18 protein-coding genes and 3 tRNA genes are annotated in these 18,551 nt (G+C 66.8%); 6 read left to right on the forward strand and 15 right to left on the reverse strand.

Annotation, left to right across the window (positions count from 1 at the left end):
- Positions 1-2 precede the first annotated feature (2 nt).
- Positions 3-1,613 carry an NADH-quinone oxidoreductase subunit M gene (locus tag AC5ZH6_RS25940; protein ID WP_288336948.1) on the forward strand — a complete coding sequence of 537 codons (1,611 nt, stop codon included), beginning with the start codon at positions 3-5 and terminating at the stop codon, positions 1,611-1,613.
- A complete protein-coding gene (gene nuoN, locus AC5ZH6_RS25945; protein WP_288336949.1) occupies positions 1,613-3,373 on the forward strand; it encodes an NADH-quinone oxidoreductase subunit NuoN in 1,761 nt (586 codons plus the stop codon). Before AC5ZH6_RS25940 ends, nuoN begins: the two co-directional genes overlap by 1 nt.
- 1 nt (position 3,374) lies before the next feature.
- Here the strand turns inward: nuoN and AC5ZH6_RS25950 are convergent, their stop codons facing one another.
- The 6 genes from AC5ZH6_RS25950 to AC5ZH6_RS25975 all read right to left on the reverse strand — a co-directional run bounded on the left by AC5ZH6_RS25950 (position 3,375) and on the right by AC5ZH6_RS25975 (position 6,204).
- Entirely contained in the window at positions 3,375-4,148 is a 774-nt protein-coding gene (locus tag AC5ZH6_RS25950) for a DUF4234 domain-containing protein (protein WP_288336950.1), read from the reverse strand.
- A gap of 184 nt (positions 4,149-4,332) precedes the next feature.
- A tRNA-Ser gene (locus AC5ZH6_RS25955) sits at positions 4,333-4,420 on the reverse strand.
- Between the two features lie 68 nt (positions 4,421-4,488).
- Positions 4,489-4,698, reverse strand: coding sequence for a CsbD family protein (locus tag AC5ZH6_RS25960; RefSeq protein WP_006371700.1), 210 nt, complete (start codon positions 4,696-4,698; stop codon positions 4,489-4,491).
- A 137-nt stretch (positions 4,699-4,835) separates the two neighbouring features.
- Positions 4,836-5,102, reverse strand: a complete 267-nt coding sequence (locus AC5ZH6_RS25965; protein WP_079928558.1) for a hypothetical protein — start codon at positions 5,100-5,102, stop codon at positions 4,836-4,838.
- A 71-nt stretch (positions 5,103-5,173) separates the two neighbouring features.
- A complete protein-coding gene (locus AC5ZH6_RS25970) occupies positions 5,174-5,632 on the reverse strand; it encodes a nucleoside deaminase (protein ID WP_020173157.1) in 459 nt (152 codons plus the stop codon).
- Positions 5,633-5,661: 29 nt separating this feature from the next.
- Complete coding sequence (locus AC5ZH6_RS25975; RefSeq protein WP_006371703.1) at positions 5,662-6,204, reverse strand: tRNA adenosine deaminase-associated protein; 543 nt, start codon at positions 6,202-6,204, stop codon at positions 5,662-5,664.
- Positions 6,205-6,276: 72 nt separating this feature from the next.
- On the opposite strand from AC5ZH6_RS25975, the gene AC5ZH6_RS25980 reads away from it, so the two are divergent.
- Positions 6,277-7,233 carry a prephenate dehydrogenase gene (locus AC5ZH6_RS25980; RefSeq protein WP_020173156.1) on the forward strand — a complete coding sequence of 319 codons (957 nt, stop codon included), beginning with the start codon at positions 6,277-6,279 and terminating at the stop codon, positions 7,231-7,233.
- An 8-nt stretch (positions 7,234-7,241) separates the two neighbouring features.
- Here the strand turns inward: AC5ZH6_RS25980 and AC5ZH6_RS25985 are convergent, their stop codons facing one another.
- The 6 genes from AC5ZH6_RS25985 to AC5ZH6_RS26010 all read right to left on the reverse strand — a co-directional run bounded on the left by AC5ZH6_RS25985 (position 7,242) and on the right by AC5ZH6_RS26010 (position 11,746).
- Positions 7,242-7,862 carry a putative glycolipid-binding domain-containing protein gene (locus AC5ZH6_RS25985; protein WP_014361887.1) on the reverse strand — a complete coding sequence of 207 codons (621 nt, stop codon included), beginning with the start codon at positions 7,860-7,862 and terminating at the stop codon, positions 7,242-7,244.
- Between the two features lie 56 nt (positions 7,863-7,918).
- Positions 7,919-8,674, reverse strand: a complete 756-nt coding sequence (locus AC5ZH6_RS25990) for a hypothetical protein (protein ID WP_210739388.1) — start codon at positions 8,672-8,674, stop codon at positions 7,919-7,921.
- An 83-nt stretch (positions 8,675-8,757) separates the two neighbouring features.
- The gene (locus AC5ZH6_RS25995; RefSeq protein ID WP_020173155.1) at positions 8,758-10,455 is read right to left on the reverse strand and encodes a cation:proton antiporter; all 1,698 of its coding nucleotides are present in this window, start codon (positions 10,453-10,455) and stop codon (positions 8,758-8,760) included.
- An 83-nt stretch (positions 10,456-10,538) separates the two neighbouring features.
- Positions 10,539-11,315 (reverse strand): aquaporin Z, encoded by a 777-nt coding sequence (gene aqpZ, locus AC5ZH6_RS26000; protein ID WP_006371708.1) that lies wholly within the window; start codon positions 11,313-11,315, stop codon positions 10,539-10,541.
- A 194-nt stretch (positions 11,316-11,509) separates the two neighbouring features.
- A tRNA-Arg gene (locus AC5ZH6_RS26005) sits at positions 11,510-11,582 on the reverse strand.
- A 75-nt stretch (positions 11,583-11,657) separates the two neighbouring features.
- Positions 11,658-11,746, reverse strand: a tRNA-Ser gene (locus AC5ZH6_RS26010).
- Between the two features lie 131 nt (positions 11,747-11,877).
- On the opposite strand from AC5ZH6_RS26010, the gene hisC reads away from it, so the two are divergent.
- The gene (gene hisC / locus AC5ZH6_RS26015; protein ID WP_020173154.1) at positions 11,878-12,942 is read left to right on the forward strand and encodes a histidinol-phosphate transaminase; all 1,065 of its coding nucleotides are present in this window, start codon (positions 11,878-11,880) and stop codon (positions 12,940-12,942) included.
- A gap of 31 nt (positions 12,943-12,973) precedes the next feature.
- Here the strand turns inward: hisC and AC5ZH6_RS26020 are convergent, their stop codons facing one another.
- Positions 12,974-13,972, reverse strand: coding sequence for an alpha/beta hydrolase (locus AC5ZH6_RS26020; RefSeq protein ID WP_026920477.1), 999 nt, complete (start codon positions 13,970-13,972; stop codon positions 12,974-12,976).
- A 182-nt stretch (positions 13,973-14,154) separates the two neighbouring features.
- On the opposite strand from AC5ZH6_RS26020, the gene AC5ZH6_RS26025 reads away from it, so the two are divergent.
- Complete coding sequence (locus AC5ZH6_RS26025; protein WP_020173152.1) at positions 14,155-14,634, forward strand: acyl-CoA thioesterase; 480 nt, start codon at positions 14,155-14,157, stop codon at positions 14,632-14,634.
- A gap of 22 nt (positions 14,635-14,656) precedes the next feature.
- On the opposite strand, the gene AC5ZH6_RS26030 is transcribed toward AC5ZH6_RS26025, so the two are convergent.
- Together AC5ZH6_RS26030 and AC5ZH6_RS26035 are read right to left on the reverse strand one after the other, a co-directional pair.
- On the reverse strand, positions 14,657-15,898 hold the full coding sequence (locus tag AC5ZH6_RS26030) for a hypothetical protein (RefSeq protein ID WP_020173151.1): 1,242 nt from the start codon (positions 15,896-15,898) through the stop codon (positions 14,657-14,659).
- 62 nt (positions 15,899-15,960) lie between these two features.
- Positions 15,961-17,103, reverse strand: coding sequence for an acyltransferase family protein (locus AC5ZH6_RS26035; protein WP_026920476.1), 1,143 nt, complete (start codon positions 17,101-17,103; stop codon positions 15,961-15,963).
- 58 nt (positions 17,104-17,161) lie between these two features.
- On the opposite strand from AC5ZH6_RS26035, the gene AC5ZH6_RS26040 reads away from it, so the two are divergent.
- A complete protein-coding gene (locus AC5ZH6_RS26040; RefSeq protein ID WP_020173149.1) occupies positions 17,162-18,253 on the forward strand; it encodes a magnesium transporter CorA family protein in 1,092 nt (363 codons plus the stop codon).
- Positions 18,254-18,551 lie beyond the last annotated feature (298 nt).

Genomic DNA, 18,551 nt, shown 5'->3' on the forward strand with positions numbered 1-18,551 from the left:
CGATGGGCTGGTTGACGATCCTCTGGCTGATCCCGGCGGTGGTCGCCGTCGGTGTGCTCGCGCTCCCGGCGCAGCGTCCCGATCTCGCGAAGTGGGCGGGTCTACTCGGCACGGTGGCCGCGCTGGTGGTGTCGGTCGGGCTCGCGATCGGTTTCGATCCCGACGGCCCCCGCTATCAGTTCGTCACGAACGTGCGGTGGATCCCATCCTTCGGCGCGCGCTACGAACTGGGTCTCGACGGCATCGGGCTGGTCCTGATCCTGCTCACCACCGTGCTCATGCCGATCCTCGTGCTGGCCGGCTGGCGTGACGCCGATCATGCAGGCTCCCTTGATCATTCGGGTGGACGTCGACAGAAGGGCCCGCACACCTACTTCGCGTTGATGCTGGCGGTCGAGGCGATGGTGCTGATGAGCTTCGTTGCCACCGACGTCCTGCTGTTCTACATCGTGTTCGAGGCCATGCTGATACCGATGTACTTCCTCATCGGCGGTTTCGGCAGCGGCGGCACGCAGGCCGCCGCCGCGGTGAAGTTCTTGTTGTACAACCTGTTCGGTGGGCTGCTGATGCTCGCGGCGGTGATCGGGCTGTACGTGGTGACCGCACGCTCGGGGATCGGCGCCGACGGCCGCGGCACCTTCAGTCTCCCGGCGATCTCCGACGCGGTGGCCGGCGGACGCCTCGACGCGAGCACCGGGGTGCTGGCATTACTGTTCGGCGGCTTCATGATCGCCTTCGCGATCAAGGCCCCGCTGTGGCCGTTCCACTCGTGGCTCCCCGATTCGGCGGTGGCGGCCACCCCGGCGTCGGCGGTGCTGATGATGGCCGTCGTCGACAAGGTCGGCACCTTCGCAATGCTGCGGTTCTGTCTGCAGCTCTTCCCCGAGGCGTCGAAAACCTTTGCCCCACTGATCATCGCGCTGTCGGTGATCGGTATCGTCTACGGCGCGATCCTGGCCATCGCACAAACCGACATGATGCGGTTGATCGCCTACACCTCGATCTCGCACTTCGGTTTCATCATCCTCGGCGTGTTCGCCATGACCAGCGAGTCCCAGAGCGGTGCGACCCTCTACATGGTCAATCACGGAATCTCCACCGCGGCACTGTTCTTGATCGCCGGGTTCCTCGTCTCGCGGCGTGGTAGCCGCCTCATCGCCGATTACGGTGGCATCGCGAAGGTCGCGCCGGTCCTCGCCGGCACCTTCCTCGTCGCCGGGCTGGCCACCCTGTCGCTTCCCGGCCTGTCGCCGTTCATCAGCGAATTCCTGGTGTTCATCGGCACTTTCACCCGGTACCCGGTCGCCGCGATCGCGGCGTCGAGCGCGTTGGTCCTGTCCGCCATCTACATTCTCTGGCTCTATCAACGCGTGATGGGTGGCCCGCCGACACCGGTGGAGGGTCCCGGCGCCGCCCGTCGGGCGATGCCTGATCTACACGGTCGCGAACGTCTCGTCGTGGCACCGCTGCTCGCCCTGCTGCTCGTCTTCGGGTTCTTCCCGCAGCCTCTGCTGAATCTGATCACCCCCACGGTCTCGCACACGCTGACCACCGTGGGACGCGGCGACCCGGCACCGGCCGTGGTGGTCCAGAACAACGGAGGTGGCAAGTGATGGCGGCACACGTGACCACGACGCACGAAATCACGGCGGCGCTGGCCGCGATCACCCCGCCCCACGTCGAATACTCTCTGCTGTCACCGATGTTGATCGTCTTCGGCGTCGGCGTGGTTGGTGTGCTGGTCGAGGCGTTCGCGCCGCGGGCCGGCCGGTGGCGCGCCCAACTGGTGCTGTCGACGGCGGGGCTGGTGGCCGCGCTGATCGCGGTCATCGTGCTGGCCGTCCATCTCACCGACGACGGTGGTCAGGGACGGACCGCGGTGTCCGGGGCGGTGGTGCTCGATCGGCCCGCCCTGTTCCTGCAGGGGCTGTTGCTGGTGATCTCCGTGCTCGCCGTGGCGTTCATGGCCGAGCGCGGACTCGAACGGGTCGTGGCACCGTCGACGCGCTTGGTGAAACACCCCGCCGGACGACGTCGGGTCAGTGATGGGCCGGGGGCGGCAGCACAGGCCACGCTGACCGGCGACCGCGCCGACATGTTCACGCCGTCGGGAGCGAGTACCCCGAATTCCGATGACGAATTCGACGCGACCCGAGCCGGTGGCGTGACCACCGAGGTCTTTCCGCTGACCCTGCTCGCGGTCGGCGGGATGATGCTGTTCGTCGCATGCGGTGATCTGCTCACCATGTTCATCGCGCTCGAGGTGTTCTCGCTGCCGCTATACCTGTTGTGCGCCCTGGCCCGGCGCCGCCGCCTGCTCTCCCAGGAGGCATCCCTCAAATATTTTCTGCTGGGCGCCTTCTCGTCGGCGTTCTTCCTGTTCGGCGCCGCCTTCGTCTACGGCGGCACCGGCTCGCTGGACCTGACGGTCATCGGGATCAGTGTCGATCGCGCCGCCGCCGGAACGTCGGGTGAGGTACTGCTCCCGCTGATCGGGTTGGCGTTGCTCTCGGTGGGGTTGCTGTTCAAGATCGGCGCGGTGCCGTTCCATTCGTGGGTCCCCGACGTCTATCAGGGCGCACCCACGCCGGTGACCGCGTTCATGGCCGCGGCCACCAAGATCGCCGCGTTCGGCGCGCTACTGCGTGTTTTCTACACGAGCTTCGGTGCGCTCGCCGACGATTGGAAACCGGTGTTGTGGGCGGTGGCGATCGTCACCATGCTCGGCGGTGCGGTGATGGCGGTGACCCAGTCCGACGTCAAACGCCTGCTCGCCTACTCCTCGGTGACACACACCGGCTTCATCCTGTTGGGGCTCATCGCTTTTGACGAAGCGGGCGTCAGCGCCACCCTGTTCTATCTGGCCGCGTACGCCTTCTCGACGTTCGGTGCGTTTGCCACGGTCTCGGTGGTTCGCGAGCCGACGACGTTCACCGGGTCGGCGCGCACCGGCGGCGCCACCGGAGCGCACCTGTCCGGACGCGAGGCCACCGGCATCGACCAGTGGGCCGGTCTCGGGCGGCGCTATCCGCTTGTGGGAGCAATGTTCTCGATGTTCCTGCTGGCGTTCGCCGGCATTCCGTTGACGAGTGGCTTCATCGCGAAATTCGATGTGTTCGCTGCGGTCTCGGGTAGCGGGGGTTCGGTGCTGGTGGTGATCGGTGTGATCAGCAGCGCCATCGCGGCGTACTTCTACATCCGCATCATCGTGGCGATGTTCTTCTCCGACGTCCCCGTCGACGCCCCGCATGTGGTGCGGCCCAGCGCTTTGACGACCACGTCGATCGCCTTGTGCACGGCGGTCACGATCGTGCTCGGGTTCTTCCCACAACCACTCCTCGACCTCGTCGGTGGAGCCGGATCGTTCCTGTGAATCAGGCGAACAGCGGCACCGTCGTGCCCGGTTCGGCTCCGTAGCGGTCGACGATCTTGTTCAGTTCGCTCTGCATGTAGAAGGTGTGCAGACCGAAGACGAAGCCGAGTACCCAGCACAGCAACGGATTACACGTCTCGGGCAGTCCGGCGCAGCGCTGGGCTTCACGGATGCGCTTGCCGGTGTTGTGGAAGCTGATGATCGGGGCGATGACCGTCCAACTGAGGAATATGATCACCAACAGTGGCCCGACCGCCGAGATCTCCTTGCGCCGATCGAAGGCGGCCATCTCCTTGTTGATCTTGTAGTACCAGACCAGCGAGTAGATCCCGAGGGTGATCAGCGGCAGGCCGATCCACACCGCAATCGGGTTGCGCTTCTTCATCGCCACGCCGTCGGCGACGGGGCGCCCGGTCGGAACTTGTCCGCCCGGTGCCGGAGGTTGTGCGTCCGGCCGTGCCGACGGGCCCGGCCGTCCGGGCGGTACCTGCGACTGCCCCAGGCCCGACTGCCCGGTCGCCGGCTGCTGCCCCATGCCGGGCTGGGCGGTCGGTGGGATATGGCGTGGCGGGCCGGCCGGCGGCGCTACCTGTGGCCGTGCGTGCACCCGCGTCGGCGCCTCCGTCGGCCTCGGCGCCGGCGGACGTTGGTACGCAGTGGTCCGCTGCCCGTCCGGACCCAGCGGCGCCCGACCCTGCTTCTGATAGTGGGTCGTCGGCTCGTTCGACGGTCCGGGCCGGTTCTGGTCGTTACCCGGCTGCTGCGGAGTGCTCATGCTGTTGATCATCGTCCCGTCATCCGCCCAGGTCCATGGGATTCACACGAACGATCGACGGCAGATACGGCCGCCATGCGCGGCGTGCCGTACTTTCAGGTCACCTGTGACCCACGAATACGGCACAAGCCTCCCCGGACAGCACAATGGCCCCCTATCTGCGAGGATAGGGGGCCATTGCCGGCGGTGGCGGAGGGATTTGAACCCTCGGTACGGGGTTACCGCACACAGCATTTCGAGTGCTGCACCTTCGGCCGCTCGGACACGCCACCGCCGAAGACTGTACCGCAGGCCCGTGTCCGGCCTTAAATCGGCTGGTCAGACGGGCAAACGGCGGGTATCAGTTACCGCTGAGCTTGTCCTTGATGTCGTCGACCTTGCCCTTGACGGCGTCGGCCGCGTCGGCGATCTTCTGCTTGCCCTGGGCGACGGCCTGGTCGCCCTTGCCCTCGTTCTTGAGGTCCTGGTCGTCGGTCAGGCTGCCTGCGGCTTCCTTCCCGCGTCCCTTGAGCTCTTCGGCCTTGTTCTTGGCGTCATCGGATAGTGCCATGGTGAGCCTCCTCTGCCGGGTGCGCGCGCGGCGCGCACGTCGAGGCGATCGGATGATGCGTCCACGCCTGGTCTCGACGGGCCGCATGGGAGGGGGGTTGCCCCGCCTTCCACCGTACCGACCGGCAACCGGTGGCGTCAGTTACCCAACTTGCCCCTCAGCTCGTCGAATTTCTCCTTGGCGGTGCCCAGCGCGCCCTGCACCTTCTCGTTTCCGGCGAGCTCACCGATCTTTTCCTTTGCGGTGTCGAGGGCTTCGTTGACCTTCGGGTTCTCCGCGAGCTCGCCGATCTTCTCTTTCGCCGTGCCGAGGGCCTCGGCGACCTTGGGGTTGTCGGCGAGTTCACCGAGCTTCTCCTTGGCCGTACCGATGACCTCGTTGACCTTGTCGCTTGCGTCGGCCATGCCGTCCTCCTGCGGTTCGGGGTGGAATACGGATTCGTCCGATGTCGTGCACCGTCAAATCTGCCACAGAGTCACAGGTCGCGGCGGATGGTGAAGAAGTCGACCATCAGCATTCGGCACCGTTGCTCGAGGATGCCGCCGCGTACCTGTGGTCGATGGGTCAGCCGCGGATCACGAACCACGTCCCAGAGTGAGCTCACCGCACCGGTTTTCGGCTCCCACGCCCCGAAGATCAGGGTGTCGAGGCGGGCGAGGCCGATGGCTCCGGCGCACATCGTGCAGGGTTCGACGGTGACGGCGATGGTGCATCCGGGTAGTCGCCATCCGTCGCCGAAGGCAGCGGCCGCCGCGCGCAACGCCAGGATCTCGGCGTGCGCGGTCGGGTCCGAATCGGCCTCTCGACGGTTGGCTGCGCGGGCGAGTTCGACGCCTGCGGGATCGAAGACGACGGCACCGATCGGTACGTCGTCGTCACCGGAGAGGGCCGCCGCGTCGAGGGCGGCATTCATCATCGACTCCCACACCCGCATCTGCGCGGCGCCGGCGGGAGTCGCGGAGCTCAATGCCCCAGTGAGTCGAGCACGCGGGACAGTTCGTCGGCGAACCCGAGCCGCGCGGCGATCATCCCGATCTGCTCGTCGGCATAGAGGTCGGTGTCGCCGACGATGACGCCCATGACGGCGTCGGGCAGGCCGAGGTCGGACAGGATGCCGAGATCGCCCTCTTCCCACGGGTCGACGTCGTCGAGTTCATCGGGGTCGATGTCGGGGACGTCGACGTTCAGTGCGTCGAGCACATCGGCGGCCACATCGTAGTCGATGCCCGCGGTGGCGTCGGAGAGCAGCATCCGCGCACCTCCGGGTGCCGGGCGGATGACGATGAAGAATTCCTCGTCGACGTCGAGCAATCCGAACACCGCGCCCGCCGACCGCAGGTCACGCAGTTGCCGTTCGGCGGCATCGAGATCGGTGAGCGCGTCCGGTTTGAGGGCGGTGACCTTCCAGGCGGCATCCTCGCGCACCACCGCGACCGCGAAACCCTCCACGCCGTCGACGACGTCGTTGCTGTTGGAACCCGATACTCCCGCGCCGGCACCTGCCATGCAGGTCACGGTAGCCCGTCGGGGGCGTACTCCCCAAGTCCTACCCGCACCACGGCGATGTGGAAATCTGGGATGGTGACAGACATCCGCTCCACCCCGGTCTGCATTCTCGGTCTCGGCCTCATCGGCGGGTCGATGATGCGGGCGCTCGATGCATCGGGCGCCTCCACCTTCGGCTACAACCGCTCGTCGGCGACCGTCGAGCAGGTCCGCGCCGACGGCCACGACGCGTCCACCGATCTCGTGGCGACGCTGCGCCGTGCCGCCGACACCGACGCGGTGATCGTGCTCGCGACCCCGGTCACCACGATCGAACCGATCGTGTCGGCGATCGCCGACCATGCGGCGGGCTGCCTGGTCACCGACGTCATCAGCGTGAAAATGCCTGTCGCCGAAATCTTTCGGCGGTTGTTCCCCGACGCCCGGTATGTCGGCGGGCATCCGATGGCCGGCTCGAGTCACTCGGGGTGGGAGGCCACCGATCCCGACCTGTTCACCGACGCGATGTGGATGGTGACCACCGAGGATTCCACCGACGCCGAGGACTGGCGGGTCGTCGCCGGGCTGGCGCGCGCGCTGGGTGCCGCGGTGGTGCCCGCCGCGAACGACGCGCACGACCGCGCGGTGGCTGCGATCTCGCATGTGCCGCATCTGACGGCCGCGGCGACGGCGGCGGTCGGTGCCGCGGAGAGCGAGTTGGCGATCCGGCTGGCCGCGGGCAGTTTCCGAGACGGCACACGTGTTGCCGGGACCGCTCCGCAGTTGCAGCGGGCGATGATCGAAGCGAACGGGATCGCGGTGCTCAATGCACTCAGCGAGGTGATCGACCGGCTGACCGCGGCACGCGACGAACTCCGCGATCACGGCACCACCGAGGTACTGATCGACGCCGGCTACCGCGCCCGGCACGCCTACGAGGCGATGGCGAATGCGCCGCGGGTGGCGATCACCGACGTCGAGCCGGGCGTCGCGGGCTGGCAAGCGGAGATGCGCCGCCAGGCGCACCGCGGGAGTGTATGGCTGGGCTGATCGCCCGGTCAGACGCGGCTGGCCAGTCCCTGGTAGTCGATGACGAAGCCGTTGTCGTCGACGGTCAATGTCGAGGTGGCGACCGGCGAGGACACGCCGATCCCGTCCGGGCCGGGCGTGTAGCGCAGGGTGGCCGGTTCGACGACCGCCGTCGGCAGGTAGACGTAGACGACGGGGACCTCGACGGTGCCGGATGCGTCGGCCGCGGCGAGGTGCAGTCGGCGGATGGGCAGGGCGTTGAACATCGGCGACAGAGCGAGGTCGACATCCTCCGCGCCACCGAAGTCCTTGCGGACGGTCTCGCCCCCGGTCTGCACGAGCCAGGTGTTCTCCTCGTCGCGAGCCATTCCGAGCTGCGTCTCACCGCCGGCCTGCACGAGGTGGATCGACAGCCGCTTGGTGACGCCGGCATCGTTGGTGACCAGCTCATATGACGCGGAGAACGCGTCGTGGTCGGCGGTCGCCGCGGCGATGATGCGGCCGTACGCCTTGACCCGAGCGCCTTGGACGTTGAGGCGGACCTGTTCGAGGCGGTCGGTGTCGACACCGCGCCAGGTGATCATGGTCTTGAACTCGGTGGCGTCGCTCGCCGACGCCTGCGGGGCTGCTTGCGGGGAACTCACACACATACGGTAGCGACCTCGGGCCGCCGACACACGCCGAGGACCCCGAACTGACCCGTGGGTCAGGCGATGCAGGTGGCCGTTCGCCGTGTCGAGGAGGCCTCGACGCTGTCGTCGGCGACCGGCCGGCCGGCGACGGTGATGGTGCAGTGCGCCGAGGATCCGTCGCCGGCGACGACCAACAGGCGCAGCGGATTGCGGCTTGCGGCGAAGGTGACCGTCCAGTTCGCTGGCGGGGTGAAGTCGGTCCGGACGCCGACGTCGTCGACGTAGAGGATGGTCCCGACGCCGTTGATGGTGACGGTGTAGGTGACCTGTGCGCCCGGCGTCGCACCACCGGAGCCACCGCCGGGCTGGTCGCCGCCGGGCTGCGAGGGCACGCCGGGCCGGGTGGGCAACACCGGTAGTGAATAGGTGTCGGTGGGGTCGGCGGTCGGCAGCGTGATGGTCGGGTTCTGTTGTTGGTGCAGCGATCGGACCCCGAAGACGACGAGTCCCACGATCACCAGGCCGACGACGGCGAAGATGACCACGGTGGCGCCGACCCCGCGTTCCTCCCCGGAGCGGCGTGGATGGTGCGGCGGCTCGGCATCGGTGCCGGCCATCCCCATCTCGACCCCGTCCGGGCCGTCCGACAACGGAACCGGCGCGACGTCATGGCGGGGGGCGGACTGCGGTGTCCCGCCTGCGGCGAGGTCGGCCGCGGTGTAGCGCGGGAGTCCACGGTCGGAGTAGCCGAGCGGCGGGTAGTTGCCCGGCAGCAGCGGGGTGCGGTAATCGTCGGCGCCGTCGGGCCGTTGCCCGGTGGGCTGTCCCATGTCGCCACTCCCGATCACTTCCGGGTCGCCGAGCCGGCGCACCCGTATCCAACACGTGCACCTTCGACCTTACTGACGGCGTCTCAGAGGCGGCTTTCCAGTCGGGCCGTGAGTCCGGCTTCCTGCAGGTCCAGGCGTTCGAGCATGGCGCGGACCGCCTCGTCCTCGAGGTGGCCGTTCTCTCGGCCGGCGACGAGAGCGTCACGTTGTGCCGAGAGCACGTTGCGGTACAGCGCGGCAAAGGCGTCGGTGCGGGCGGTGTGCGCGTCGGGGTCGGGCATCTCCTCGGCATCCCGGGACTGTCGTGCGACGGTCTCCTTGATGAAGTCGACGGTCACCTCGTCGAGGTCGGCCGGTGGGTTGTTGACGAAGCCCGCGATGACCTCGTCGGCCGCCCCGTGCACGATGGCCTCGGCGCGGGCGGTCTGTTCGTGGTCGTAGCGTTCTTCATCCTCGTTGCGCAGGTGTAACCGGTTGATCAGCCAGGGAAGGGTCGGGCCCTGGATGAGGATGGTCCCGACGGCCACGACGAACGCGATCGCCTGGATGGCCGAACGTTCGGGGAACTCGCTGCCGTCGGCGACGGTCAGCGGGATGCCGGAAGCGGCCGCCAGGGTGACCACGCCACGCATACCCGTCCAGGCGACCACCGTCGACTCCTGCCAGGTCAGTGGCCGGTTGTCGATGCGTTCGCGCAGGCGCCGCCGCCACTCCGGTGCCTGGTCGGGGTCGCGGCGTCCGGCGGCACCGCGACGCGGGGTGGGCGGGATCTCCACGGCGACCGTGGCGTCGAGATGGCGGCTGACGACTCCGCGACCGAACATCGCGAACACGCAGACCGGCCGGATCAGGAGCACCACGGCCAACACGAGGAGTGAGGCAATGGTGATCTGCAGCAACGATTCTCGCGCGTCGCGGAGGTCCTCGATGATGAACCTCATCTGTAACCCGATGTAGGCGAACACAAATGCCTCGAGCAGCACGTCGACCGAATTCCACACATAGCGTTCCTGCAGCCGCGTCTGATAGCCGGCGTGCACCGACCCCGACCCGACCACGAAGCCGGCGATCACCACCGCGAGTACCCCGGAGGCATGCAGGTGTTCGGCGGCCAGGAACGCCGCGAACGGAACCACGAAGCCCTGCACCGTTTCCAGTGCGGGGTTGCGCAGGTGGCGTCGAATCCAGAGGGTGAGGTAGCCGAGGACGGCACCGACGATGGGACCGAGAATTGCGTTGTAGCCGAACAGCGCCAACGGATTGTCGATGAACGCATGGGTGGAGGCGATCTGGGAGATCGCGATGGCGAACAGCGACAGCGCCGCGGCGTCGTTGACCAGACTCTCACCGGTGAGAATGGCCATCAGCCGCTTCGGCAGTCCGAGCTTGCGTCCGATCGCCACGGCGGTGACCGCGTCGGGCGGTGCGACGATCGCCCCGAGCAGCAACGCCAACGCGAAGGTGAACTCGGGGATCAGCAACGACGCGATCCACCCGACGGCGAAGGCGGTGATGACGACCATCGCCACCCCGAGCCCGAGGATCGGCTTGATGTTGCGCACGAAGCTCGGCACCGAGAAGCCCAGCGCCGCTGAATACAGCAGCGGTGGCAGCACGACGGTCAGCAGGATCTCGGATTCGAGTTCCACGTGCGGCATGCCCGGGACGAACGAGACCGCCAGCGCCACCACCACGATGATCAACGCGGGTTGCATGCCACGCCGGTCGGCGATCGCGGTGATGATGACGGCGCCCACGAGCACCAGGATCAACAGTTCCATGGGCAGTGATTCTCGCAGCGGCTGTCCGATTTCGCCGGTTGCGGAGTTCCGTCAAGTGCCTGCGTTCGCCGCCGCCGACGCGGTCAGGCGACCGGTGTCTCCTCGCGCGCCGACGAACCGTACTTGAACTTGCCGTCCTCGAACAGCAGTGGATAGATCAGGCCGCCGACGATACCGCCGATGAGTGGGGCGACCCAGAACGCCCACAGCTGGCCGGGCGCGCCGTCGCCGTTGAAGAACGCCACCGCCGTCGAGCGTGCCGGGTTCACCGAGGTGTTGGAGATCGGGATGGATACCAGGTGGATGAGTGTGAGGGTGAAGCCGATTGCCAACGGCCCGAATCCCTTCGGGGCCCGGCCGTCGGTCGCGCCGAGGACGACGATGAGGAAGAACGCGGTCAGTAGGATCTCGGCGATCAGGACCGCGGCGAGGGTGTAGTGGCCCGGACTGTGGTCGCCGTATCCGTTGGCGGCCATGTTGCCGGTGGCCGTCCAGCCGGGTTTGCCCTGCGCTATCCCATAGATCGCGAGACCGGCGAGCAGACCACCGGCGACCTGGGCGATCCAGTAGCCCGGAAGATCCTTCCATTCGAGTCGCCCGCTCACCGCAGCGCCGAGCGAGATCGCCGGATTGAAGTGCGCCCCGGAGATGTGGGCGAGCGCGTAGGCCATGGTGACCACGGTCAGTCCGAACGCCAGCGCGACGCCCAGATAGCCGACGCCCACCTGGATGAGCGTCCCCTTGTCGTCTCCCTCGGCGACTTGCTTGGCAGCGAAGACCGCGGTTCCGCAACCTCCGAGGACAAGCCAGAATGTGCCGAACAATTCGGCCGCGTATTTGGTGAACGGAGCAGGAATCATGACAGCCTCTCGAGGTCGTTGGGTGAGCACACACGTCACTGGCAGAACTTGAGCAACTTCAGTGCACACCATTCACGACCGTTTCCACCCAAAGGCGGCCAAAGGCGGCGAAACGGTGACCAGGCCGACATCCGACGGTGATGCGGAAAACAAATACCCCGCCACCGTTGTCGCTGGTGGCGGGGTATTGAGAGTGCGCCCGTAGGGATTCGAACCCCAAACCTTCTGATCCGTAGTCAGATGCTCTATCCGTTGAGCTACGGGCGCGTGATTATTCAGTTGTCGTGCTGTTCAGCTGTCGTGCTGTTCAGTTGTCACCGCGGTCGGCGCGACTGCGGTCGGCGGAGGCGAGAGGATTTGAACCTCCGGTCCCGTTTTAGCGAGACAACTCATTAGCAGTGAGTCCCATTCGGCCGCTCTGGCACGCCTCCTAGCGGAGTCCTTTCGAACTGCCGAAGCGAAAGATTACACACCGCACGGCGGCAGAAGCAAACCGCGCGGTCAGAGCCGGATCGCCGGGTCCGGGCATCGTCCGCCACGACCGTGGACCTACAGTTGGACGGTGACCTTTCGCATCCGTCCCGACCTCGCCGACCTGCCCGTCTACGTTCCCGGCAAGACGTTCCCGGACGCGGTGAAACTTGCCAGCAACGAGGTCACCTTCGGTCCGCTCCCCTCGGTTCTGCAAGCGATTTCACATGCCGCGGCCGGTGTGAACCGATACCCCGACAACGGGATGGTCGAGTTGACCGACGCGTTGGCGAAGAACCTCGGCGTCAGTCCTGAGGAGATCCAGGTCGGTTGCGGATCGGTGATCCTCTGCCAGAACCTGATCCTGATCACCTGCCGCCCCGGCGACGAGGTCGTCTTCGGCTGGCGCTCCTTCGAGACCTATCCCCTCGCGACGCGGCTCGTCGGGGCGACGCCCGTTCAGGTGCCTCTCACCGGCGACGACGTGCACGATCTTGCGGCGATGGCCGACGCGATCACCGACCGCACCCGCCTGATCTTCGTCTGCAACCCCAACAACCCGACCGGGACCGTCGTCACCGCCGACGATCTGCGCGCCTTCCTGCAGTCGGTGCCGTCGGACATCGTCGTCGCCCTCGACGAGGCGTACCTCGAGTACACCCGCCTCGACGACGACCACGCCTACGACGCTCTCGAGTTGCGCCGCGAGTTCCCGAACCTGGTCGCGTTGCGCACGTTCTCCAAGGCGTACGGGCTCGCCGGCCTGCGCGTCGGGTACGCGATCGGCGATCCGGAGATCATCACCGCCCTGGGTAAGGCGCATGTGCCGTTCTCGGTCAACAGCGTCGCGCAGGCCGCAGCTCTGGCCTGCCTGGAGGCCGGCGACGAGCTACTCGAGCGCACCGACGCGGTGGTCGCCGAGCGTCGGCGGGTCACCGAGCGGCTCCGCGCCGCCGGTTACCGGGTACCCGACTCGCAGGCGAATTTCGTGTGGCTCGACCTCGCCGAGAGGTCGTCGGAGTTCGCGCGCGCGGCAATCGATGCCGGGGTCGTGGTGCGGCCCTTCGCCGACGACGGCGTGCGGGTCACCGTCACCCATCTCGACGAGAACGACAGCTTCCTGTCCTTCGCCGAGCGGTGGATCCGCGCCGACTGAGGTCTGCGGCGGCACCGCTACGGCAGGCGGCTCAGTACAGGTGCCGCGAGACCGTTCCCCAGGCGGCGGGCAGGTCCTGCTCCCAGTAGGCCCAGGTGTGCGTGCCGATCAGGCGGAAGCCGTCGGTGTAGGGCACGTTGTGGGTGCGCAGGTCCCACGCGAACTCCAGTGAGCATCGGTAGGCGCCGGCCTCCAACGCCGAGGACGACGCGGTGACCGCTGCGGGCGGACCCTCGTCGGGCTCGATGCGACGCGTGATGTCCAGTGGGCCGATGGCGCCGGAGCCGGCGGAGATGAAGATGTCCTTGCCGCGCAACGCGTTCAGATGCAGGCTCGGGTCGTGCGCCTGCCAGCCGACGGACCCGAACGGGCCCCACATGTTGGTGGCGTCGCCGCCGTCGCGACCGACGGTGGTGCGCACGTAGGCCTCGTTGGCCGCCCCGGACACCGGCGGGCACCCACTGAGCGACGCGAGACCCGAATACAGCTCGGGATGGCGGATGGCCAGCGCGAACGACGCCTGTCCGCCCATCGACAACCCGATCACCGCGTTGCGGCCATTACCGTTGAACCGCGAATTGATCAGCGGGGGAAGTTCTTTGGTGAGGAAGGTCTCCCACATCGGCTTACCCAGCTTGGGGTCGGCGTGCTGCCAGTCGGTGTAGAACGTGCCCGCTCCGCCGACCGGGAGGACGACGTTGACGTTCTTGTTCGCGAAGAACGCGCCGGCGTGGCCCTTGGTGATCCAGTCGCTGACGTCGCCGTCGGCACCGGCGCCGTCGAGCATGTAGACGGTCGGGCGCGGACCACTGGAGTACGCCGGGGTCAGCACGCTGACCTTGATGCGCTGTTTCATCGACGGGGAATCCACCCAGACGTCGGTGCGCAATTCGCTCATCGGCTTGGTGGTGACGATGCGCGCCTCGACGCGTGGCGCCGCGTCCGCCACTGCTGGACCGAGCAAACCCGCACCCAGGACGCCGACGCCGAGTATGGTCGCCACCATTGCGGCCACTCGCCTTGTGCCCATCATCAATAACCTCATCCCACCCGCCGACGGCGGTAGCCCACGAACGCATTGCGGTACCGCACTTCGCAGGTACACCGCCCCCCATTATCGGGGACGCCGCGCGGATGGAAGACTACTAGCGGGTAACAAAAGCGTGAAGACCCGAACGTGTTTTCACAGCCGGCATTCAGGAGCGTGGGTCAGTGAGTACCGCAAACACCGGCCGCAACTCAGCAAACATCGCAGGTGAGAGCGGTTTGGGCGCACACGAATTCGCGTTCACCGCGGAGGTCGGGGTGCGCTGGTCGGACATGGATGCTTTTGGTCACATCAACCATGCCCGGATGGTCACGCTCATGGAGGAAGCCCGGATTGCGTGGCTGCTCTCCGCCGGCGAGGAGTACACCCCGCTGATCAAGAGCGCGATGATCGTGCACGTCGAGATCCGATATCAGAGTCAGCTCCGCCACGACGACTCGCCGTTGCGCATCGGCATGTGGATCAAGGGTTTTCGGTCCGTCGACTTCACGATCGGCTACGAGATCCGGGGTGCGCATGCCGATCCGGTGAGTAAACCGGCATGTGTTGCGAGCACTCAGATGGCTGTCGTCGACGTCGAGGCGCACAGTTTGCGTCGCCTCACCGATACCGAGAAGGGTTACTTGCGCGCCTGGTCACGCTGACCGCGGTCGAGCGACTTGGTGGTCAGGACGGTTCGTACCGTGCGGGGAGTTCCCGCGGAACCGCCGGCGAGAGACGAGAGATGTTTCCCTGCAACACATCCCGATAAATTCGTAGCTGTTCCTCACCACTGCGGACCTGTTCGGAGAGTCGCTTGGCATTGTCCATCGAGATCTCGCGATCACCGGACCGGGCGACCAGGGCATCGATCCGGTCGTCGATCGTCGCGGCCTTGTTGTATTCGGCCAGAATCCGCAATTCCGTTGCCGCGGACTCGACGACGTGCGCAACGTCGGACAACGCCTGTACCCGATCGATCAGCTCGGACCACACCGGCCGCAGCGTGGTCTCGCGGCGGTCGATCTGCTCGGCGAAGGCCTGGTCGAAGCCACCATTGCGCTTGGCCCGGTCCAGGTCGACGCGCACCGCACGCAAGGCGATGACGTCGGCGGCGATCTCGGCGAGTTCGGAGTGCAGGTTCACCTGCGTCCGCTGCACCGCGAAATGGTCTGAGCGCCAAGCAGGATTGGTCATGATCCGGTCGTAATAGTGGCCGGCGATGAACAGCAGCGCCTCGTATCCATCGACGAAGTTCGCCGACCCGGGCACCGCGGGCGCCTGGGCGTCGCGATCGGTCGCCGCGGTGACCTGCTCGGCCCACTGCTCCACCTGACGATTCCCGGACCGCGCCGCAACCTGCCCGACGACGCCGGCGATGCGCTCGACCGCAACAGTGCCCGCCCGGCGCACCGCGCGCATCGTGCCCACGTTGGGGGTCGGCGTACACAGCAGCCCGGCGAACAGCCGTTCGCGCTCGTCGAGCTCGAGATACACATTCTCGCGACGTTCGCGGCGGATGGCACGGGTACTGCCGGCGAAGACACCCTTACCGGTGACGAAAGCCTTGTGCGCGTCCTCGCGGCGCCGGACCAGCCCGTTGAGACGGTTACGCATCACCGCGGCGACCACACCGGGCACCATCGGACCCGACTGCTGCGCCTCGAGCTGGACGATGGCCCGCTGCAGACGCCGCATCTCGCCGAAGCCACCCGGCACGATCGGCAACGGCAGACCTGTGGACACGCGGCGAATGACGATCGCCCGGCCCGTCGGAGTCAGATAGCCGGACGCGACCAGGATCGCGGCCACATCGGACAGTTCCGGCCGTTCACCGGGCATCGCCGACCGGTCACACCACTGCCGGATCTCCCCGCTGCTCGGGCCGCTGATCCGTGCCGCCCCCCGCATTCCGCCGTCGTCGATCATGTACCCGCCTCGTCACCCTGCTTGTCGGCCATGCTGCTTCTGCGCCGTCTTGCTCACCCATGCTACCTGCGGGAACCGACGGTCCCGGGTGTCCGCGCACGCCACAGCGGCGAGGTCACACGGTGCAGCGCCCACGCAAGCACGACGCTGCTGACCGCGGTGAGACCGAACGCGATCAGCACGTTTCCGCTGAACACGTGGTAGCCGAGCGCGGCCATGACCACCTCGAGAACAACGACGTGCACGCAGAACAGCTCGTAGGAGACCTCACCGAGGAACACCATCGGTCGGCTGGCACACACCCGCGCCCACCAGGACCGCTGATCGGCGCCGGTGAGCGGGCCGACGAGACCGACGGCGATCACCAGATACAACACGTGCTTGACGATCGTCGCCGACGCAGTGGTCGGGGTGATCGTCGGCTCCCCCGCGATCGAGCCCCCGGACACCAGAAACGCGGCGATCGCGATGCCCACCCACGCGGTGGTGTTCCACCGGCGGATCAGCGGTGCGCAGGCCGCGAGCAACATGCCGCCGACGAACCAGCCGAAGAATGCCGGCGCCCACAAACGTGCTGTCGGATTCACCCCCGCACTGCCCGCGACGATCACCGACCACACGGGGCTGACCAGCAACAACGGCACCAGCGCCGCGATGAGAAGATCCGGTCGCCACCCGCCGCGCCTGCCCGACACACGCATCACACCGACGACGACCCAGCCGATCAGCGGCAGGACCAGGTAGAACACGACTTCGGCGGCCAGGCTCCACATCTGCGTCAGCCCGGAGTGCAGGTGCCCGAACCCGTACACCTGCGTCAGCGTCATGTTGCGCAGGAATCCCGACCAACCGGTGCCGGTCGGTGACGCCTCGCCGCCGGGTGGGGCGATGGCATACAGCAAATAGACGCCGATCACGGTGATCCAGTACGCGGGCAGGATGCGTCGTGCCCGGTGCCAGAAGTAGCGTCCGACACCTGGCAGTTGCGTGTCGCGGGTGTTCTCGCGCGCCGCCCGCACCCATGGCGTGAACAACAGGTACCCCGAGAGCACGAAGAAGATCGCGACCCCGATCTCGAAGCGCGCGAACAGTCGGCCGACGTAGTCATCGGTGTAGTGCCCGGTCCAGAACGCGGCGTGGGTCAGACACACCGACAGCGCGGCGATCGTGCGCACGCCGGTGAGTGAGGGAACGCGCGAGGCCATGCGCCGATCCTGCCAGCCACTGCGCCGCCCACCGCGCAGGTGGTGGCACGATGATGCCATGGCGGGCACACCGGATCCGGATCGCGGAACGCGCATTCGCGGCCAGATCTGGAAGAAGGGCCAGAAGGTCGACGGCTTCTCGATCGACGGCATCTCCGATCATCTCGACTGCGCCGACACGCTCATCTGGGCCGATCTCGACTGCCCATCTCACGACGATCTGACAGCGCTGGCACAAGAACTCGACCTCAACAGCTTTGCGATCGAGGACACGATCGCCGCCGCCGAGCGCGTCAAGACCGTGAATTACCGCGACTACACATTCATGACCGTCTACGCGATCACCGCCGCCCCGACCGGTGACGACGCGAACCCGTCGGCGGGCGACGAGAACCCGACGGCCGGCGACGCAGCGCGTCCGGATCAGCACTCCCCGTACGCGCAACGCGCCAAGTCCTTTGTTCTGCATCGCATTTCGATATTCGTCAAGCAAAACGCGTTGATCACGGTGCGGATGACACCGGGATTCGACATCGCCGTGGTGACCCAGCGGTGGGAGGAGATCGGCGGCGAACAGTACGGCATCGGCGCGTTGCTGCACGGTCTGCTCGACGTGGTCGTCGACGGTCACTTCGACGCGGTCCAGCGCCTCGACAACGACATCGAGGATCTCGAGGCCCTGCTCTTCGACGAGTCCGTCGCTGCTCGAACCCTCCAGCGCCGAACCTACGATCTCCGTAAGGATCTCGTGCTTCTGCGTCGAGTCGTGGTGCCCATGCGCGAGGTCATCGCGGCCATCCAGCGTCACCGCTACGAGAACGAGGCGCCACCGGAACTCGACCCCCACTTCTCCGACCTCTACGACCACGCGCTGCGTGCGGCGGAGTGGACAGAATCGTTGCGCGACATGGTCACCACGGTGTTCGAGACCAACCTGTCATTGGCCGACGCGCGCCTGAACACCGTGATGAAGAAGCTGACGGGGTGGGCCGCGATCATCGCCGTGCCCACCGCCATCACCGGCTTCTACGGGCAGAACGTCTCGTTCCCGTTCTTCCAGACCACCACCGGCTTCGTGGTCAGCTCGGTGTTGATCGTGGTCACCGTGATCGCCCTCTACACCACGTTCAAGCGGCGAGACTGGTTGTAGTCCAGCGCACTATGCTTGCACCTTTCTTCGATGCACGAACCCTTTCACCCCGTTGGTCGAGAACCCCTTCCTCCGATGGTCGGGCGGTTCCAGCACGTGGCGCTCGCCCCTCCCCCGATGGTCGAGGTGCGAGCCGCGTGCGGCGAGCCTCGAGACCTTGGTGAGATGACAAGTATCGCAACCACACCCACTACCCACTCGACGCAATAGAGCGCCCGGTCGACGTAAATCGACGCCCGGTCGATGAGTAGAAAAAGTTGTCCACAGATTTCATCGGCCCAACCTCCGCAGGCCCGGT

This window comes from Gordonia sp. YC-XJ4 (genome assembly GCF_059511865.1).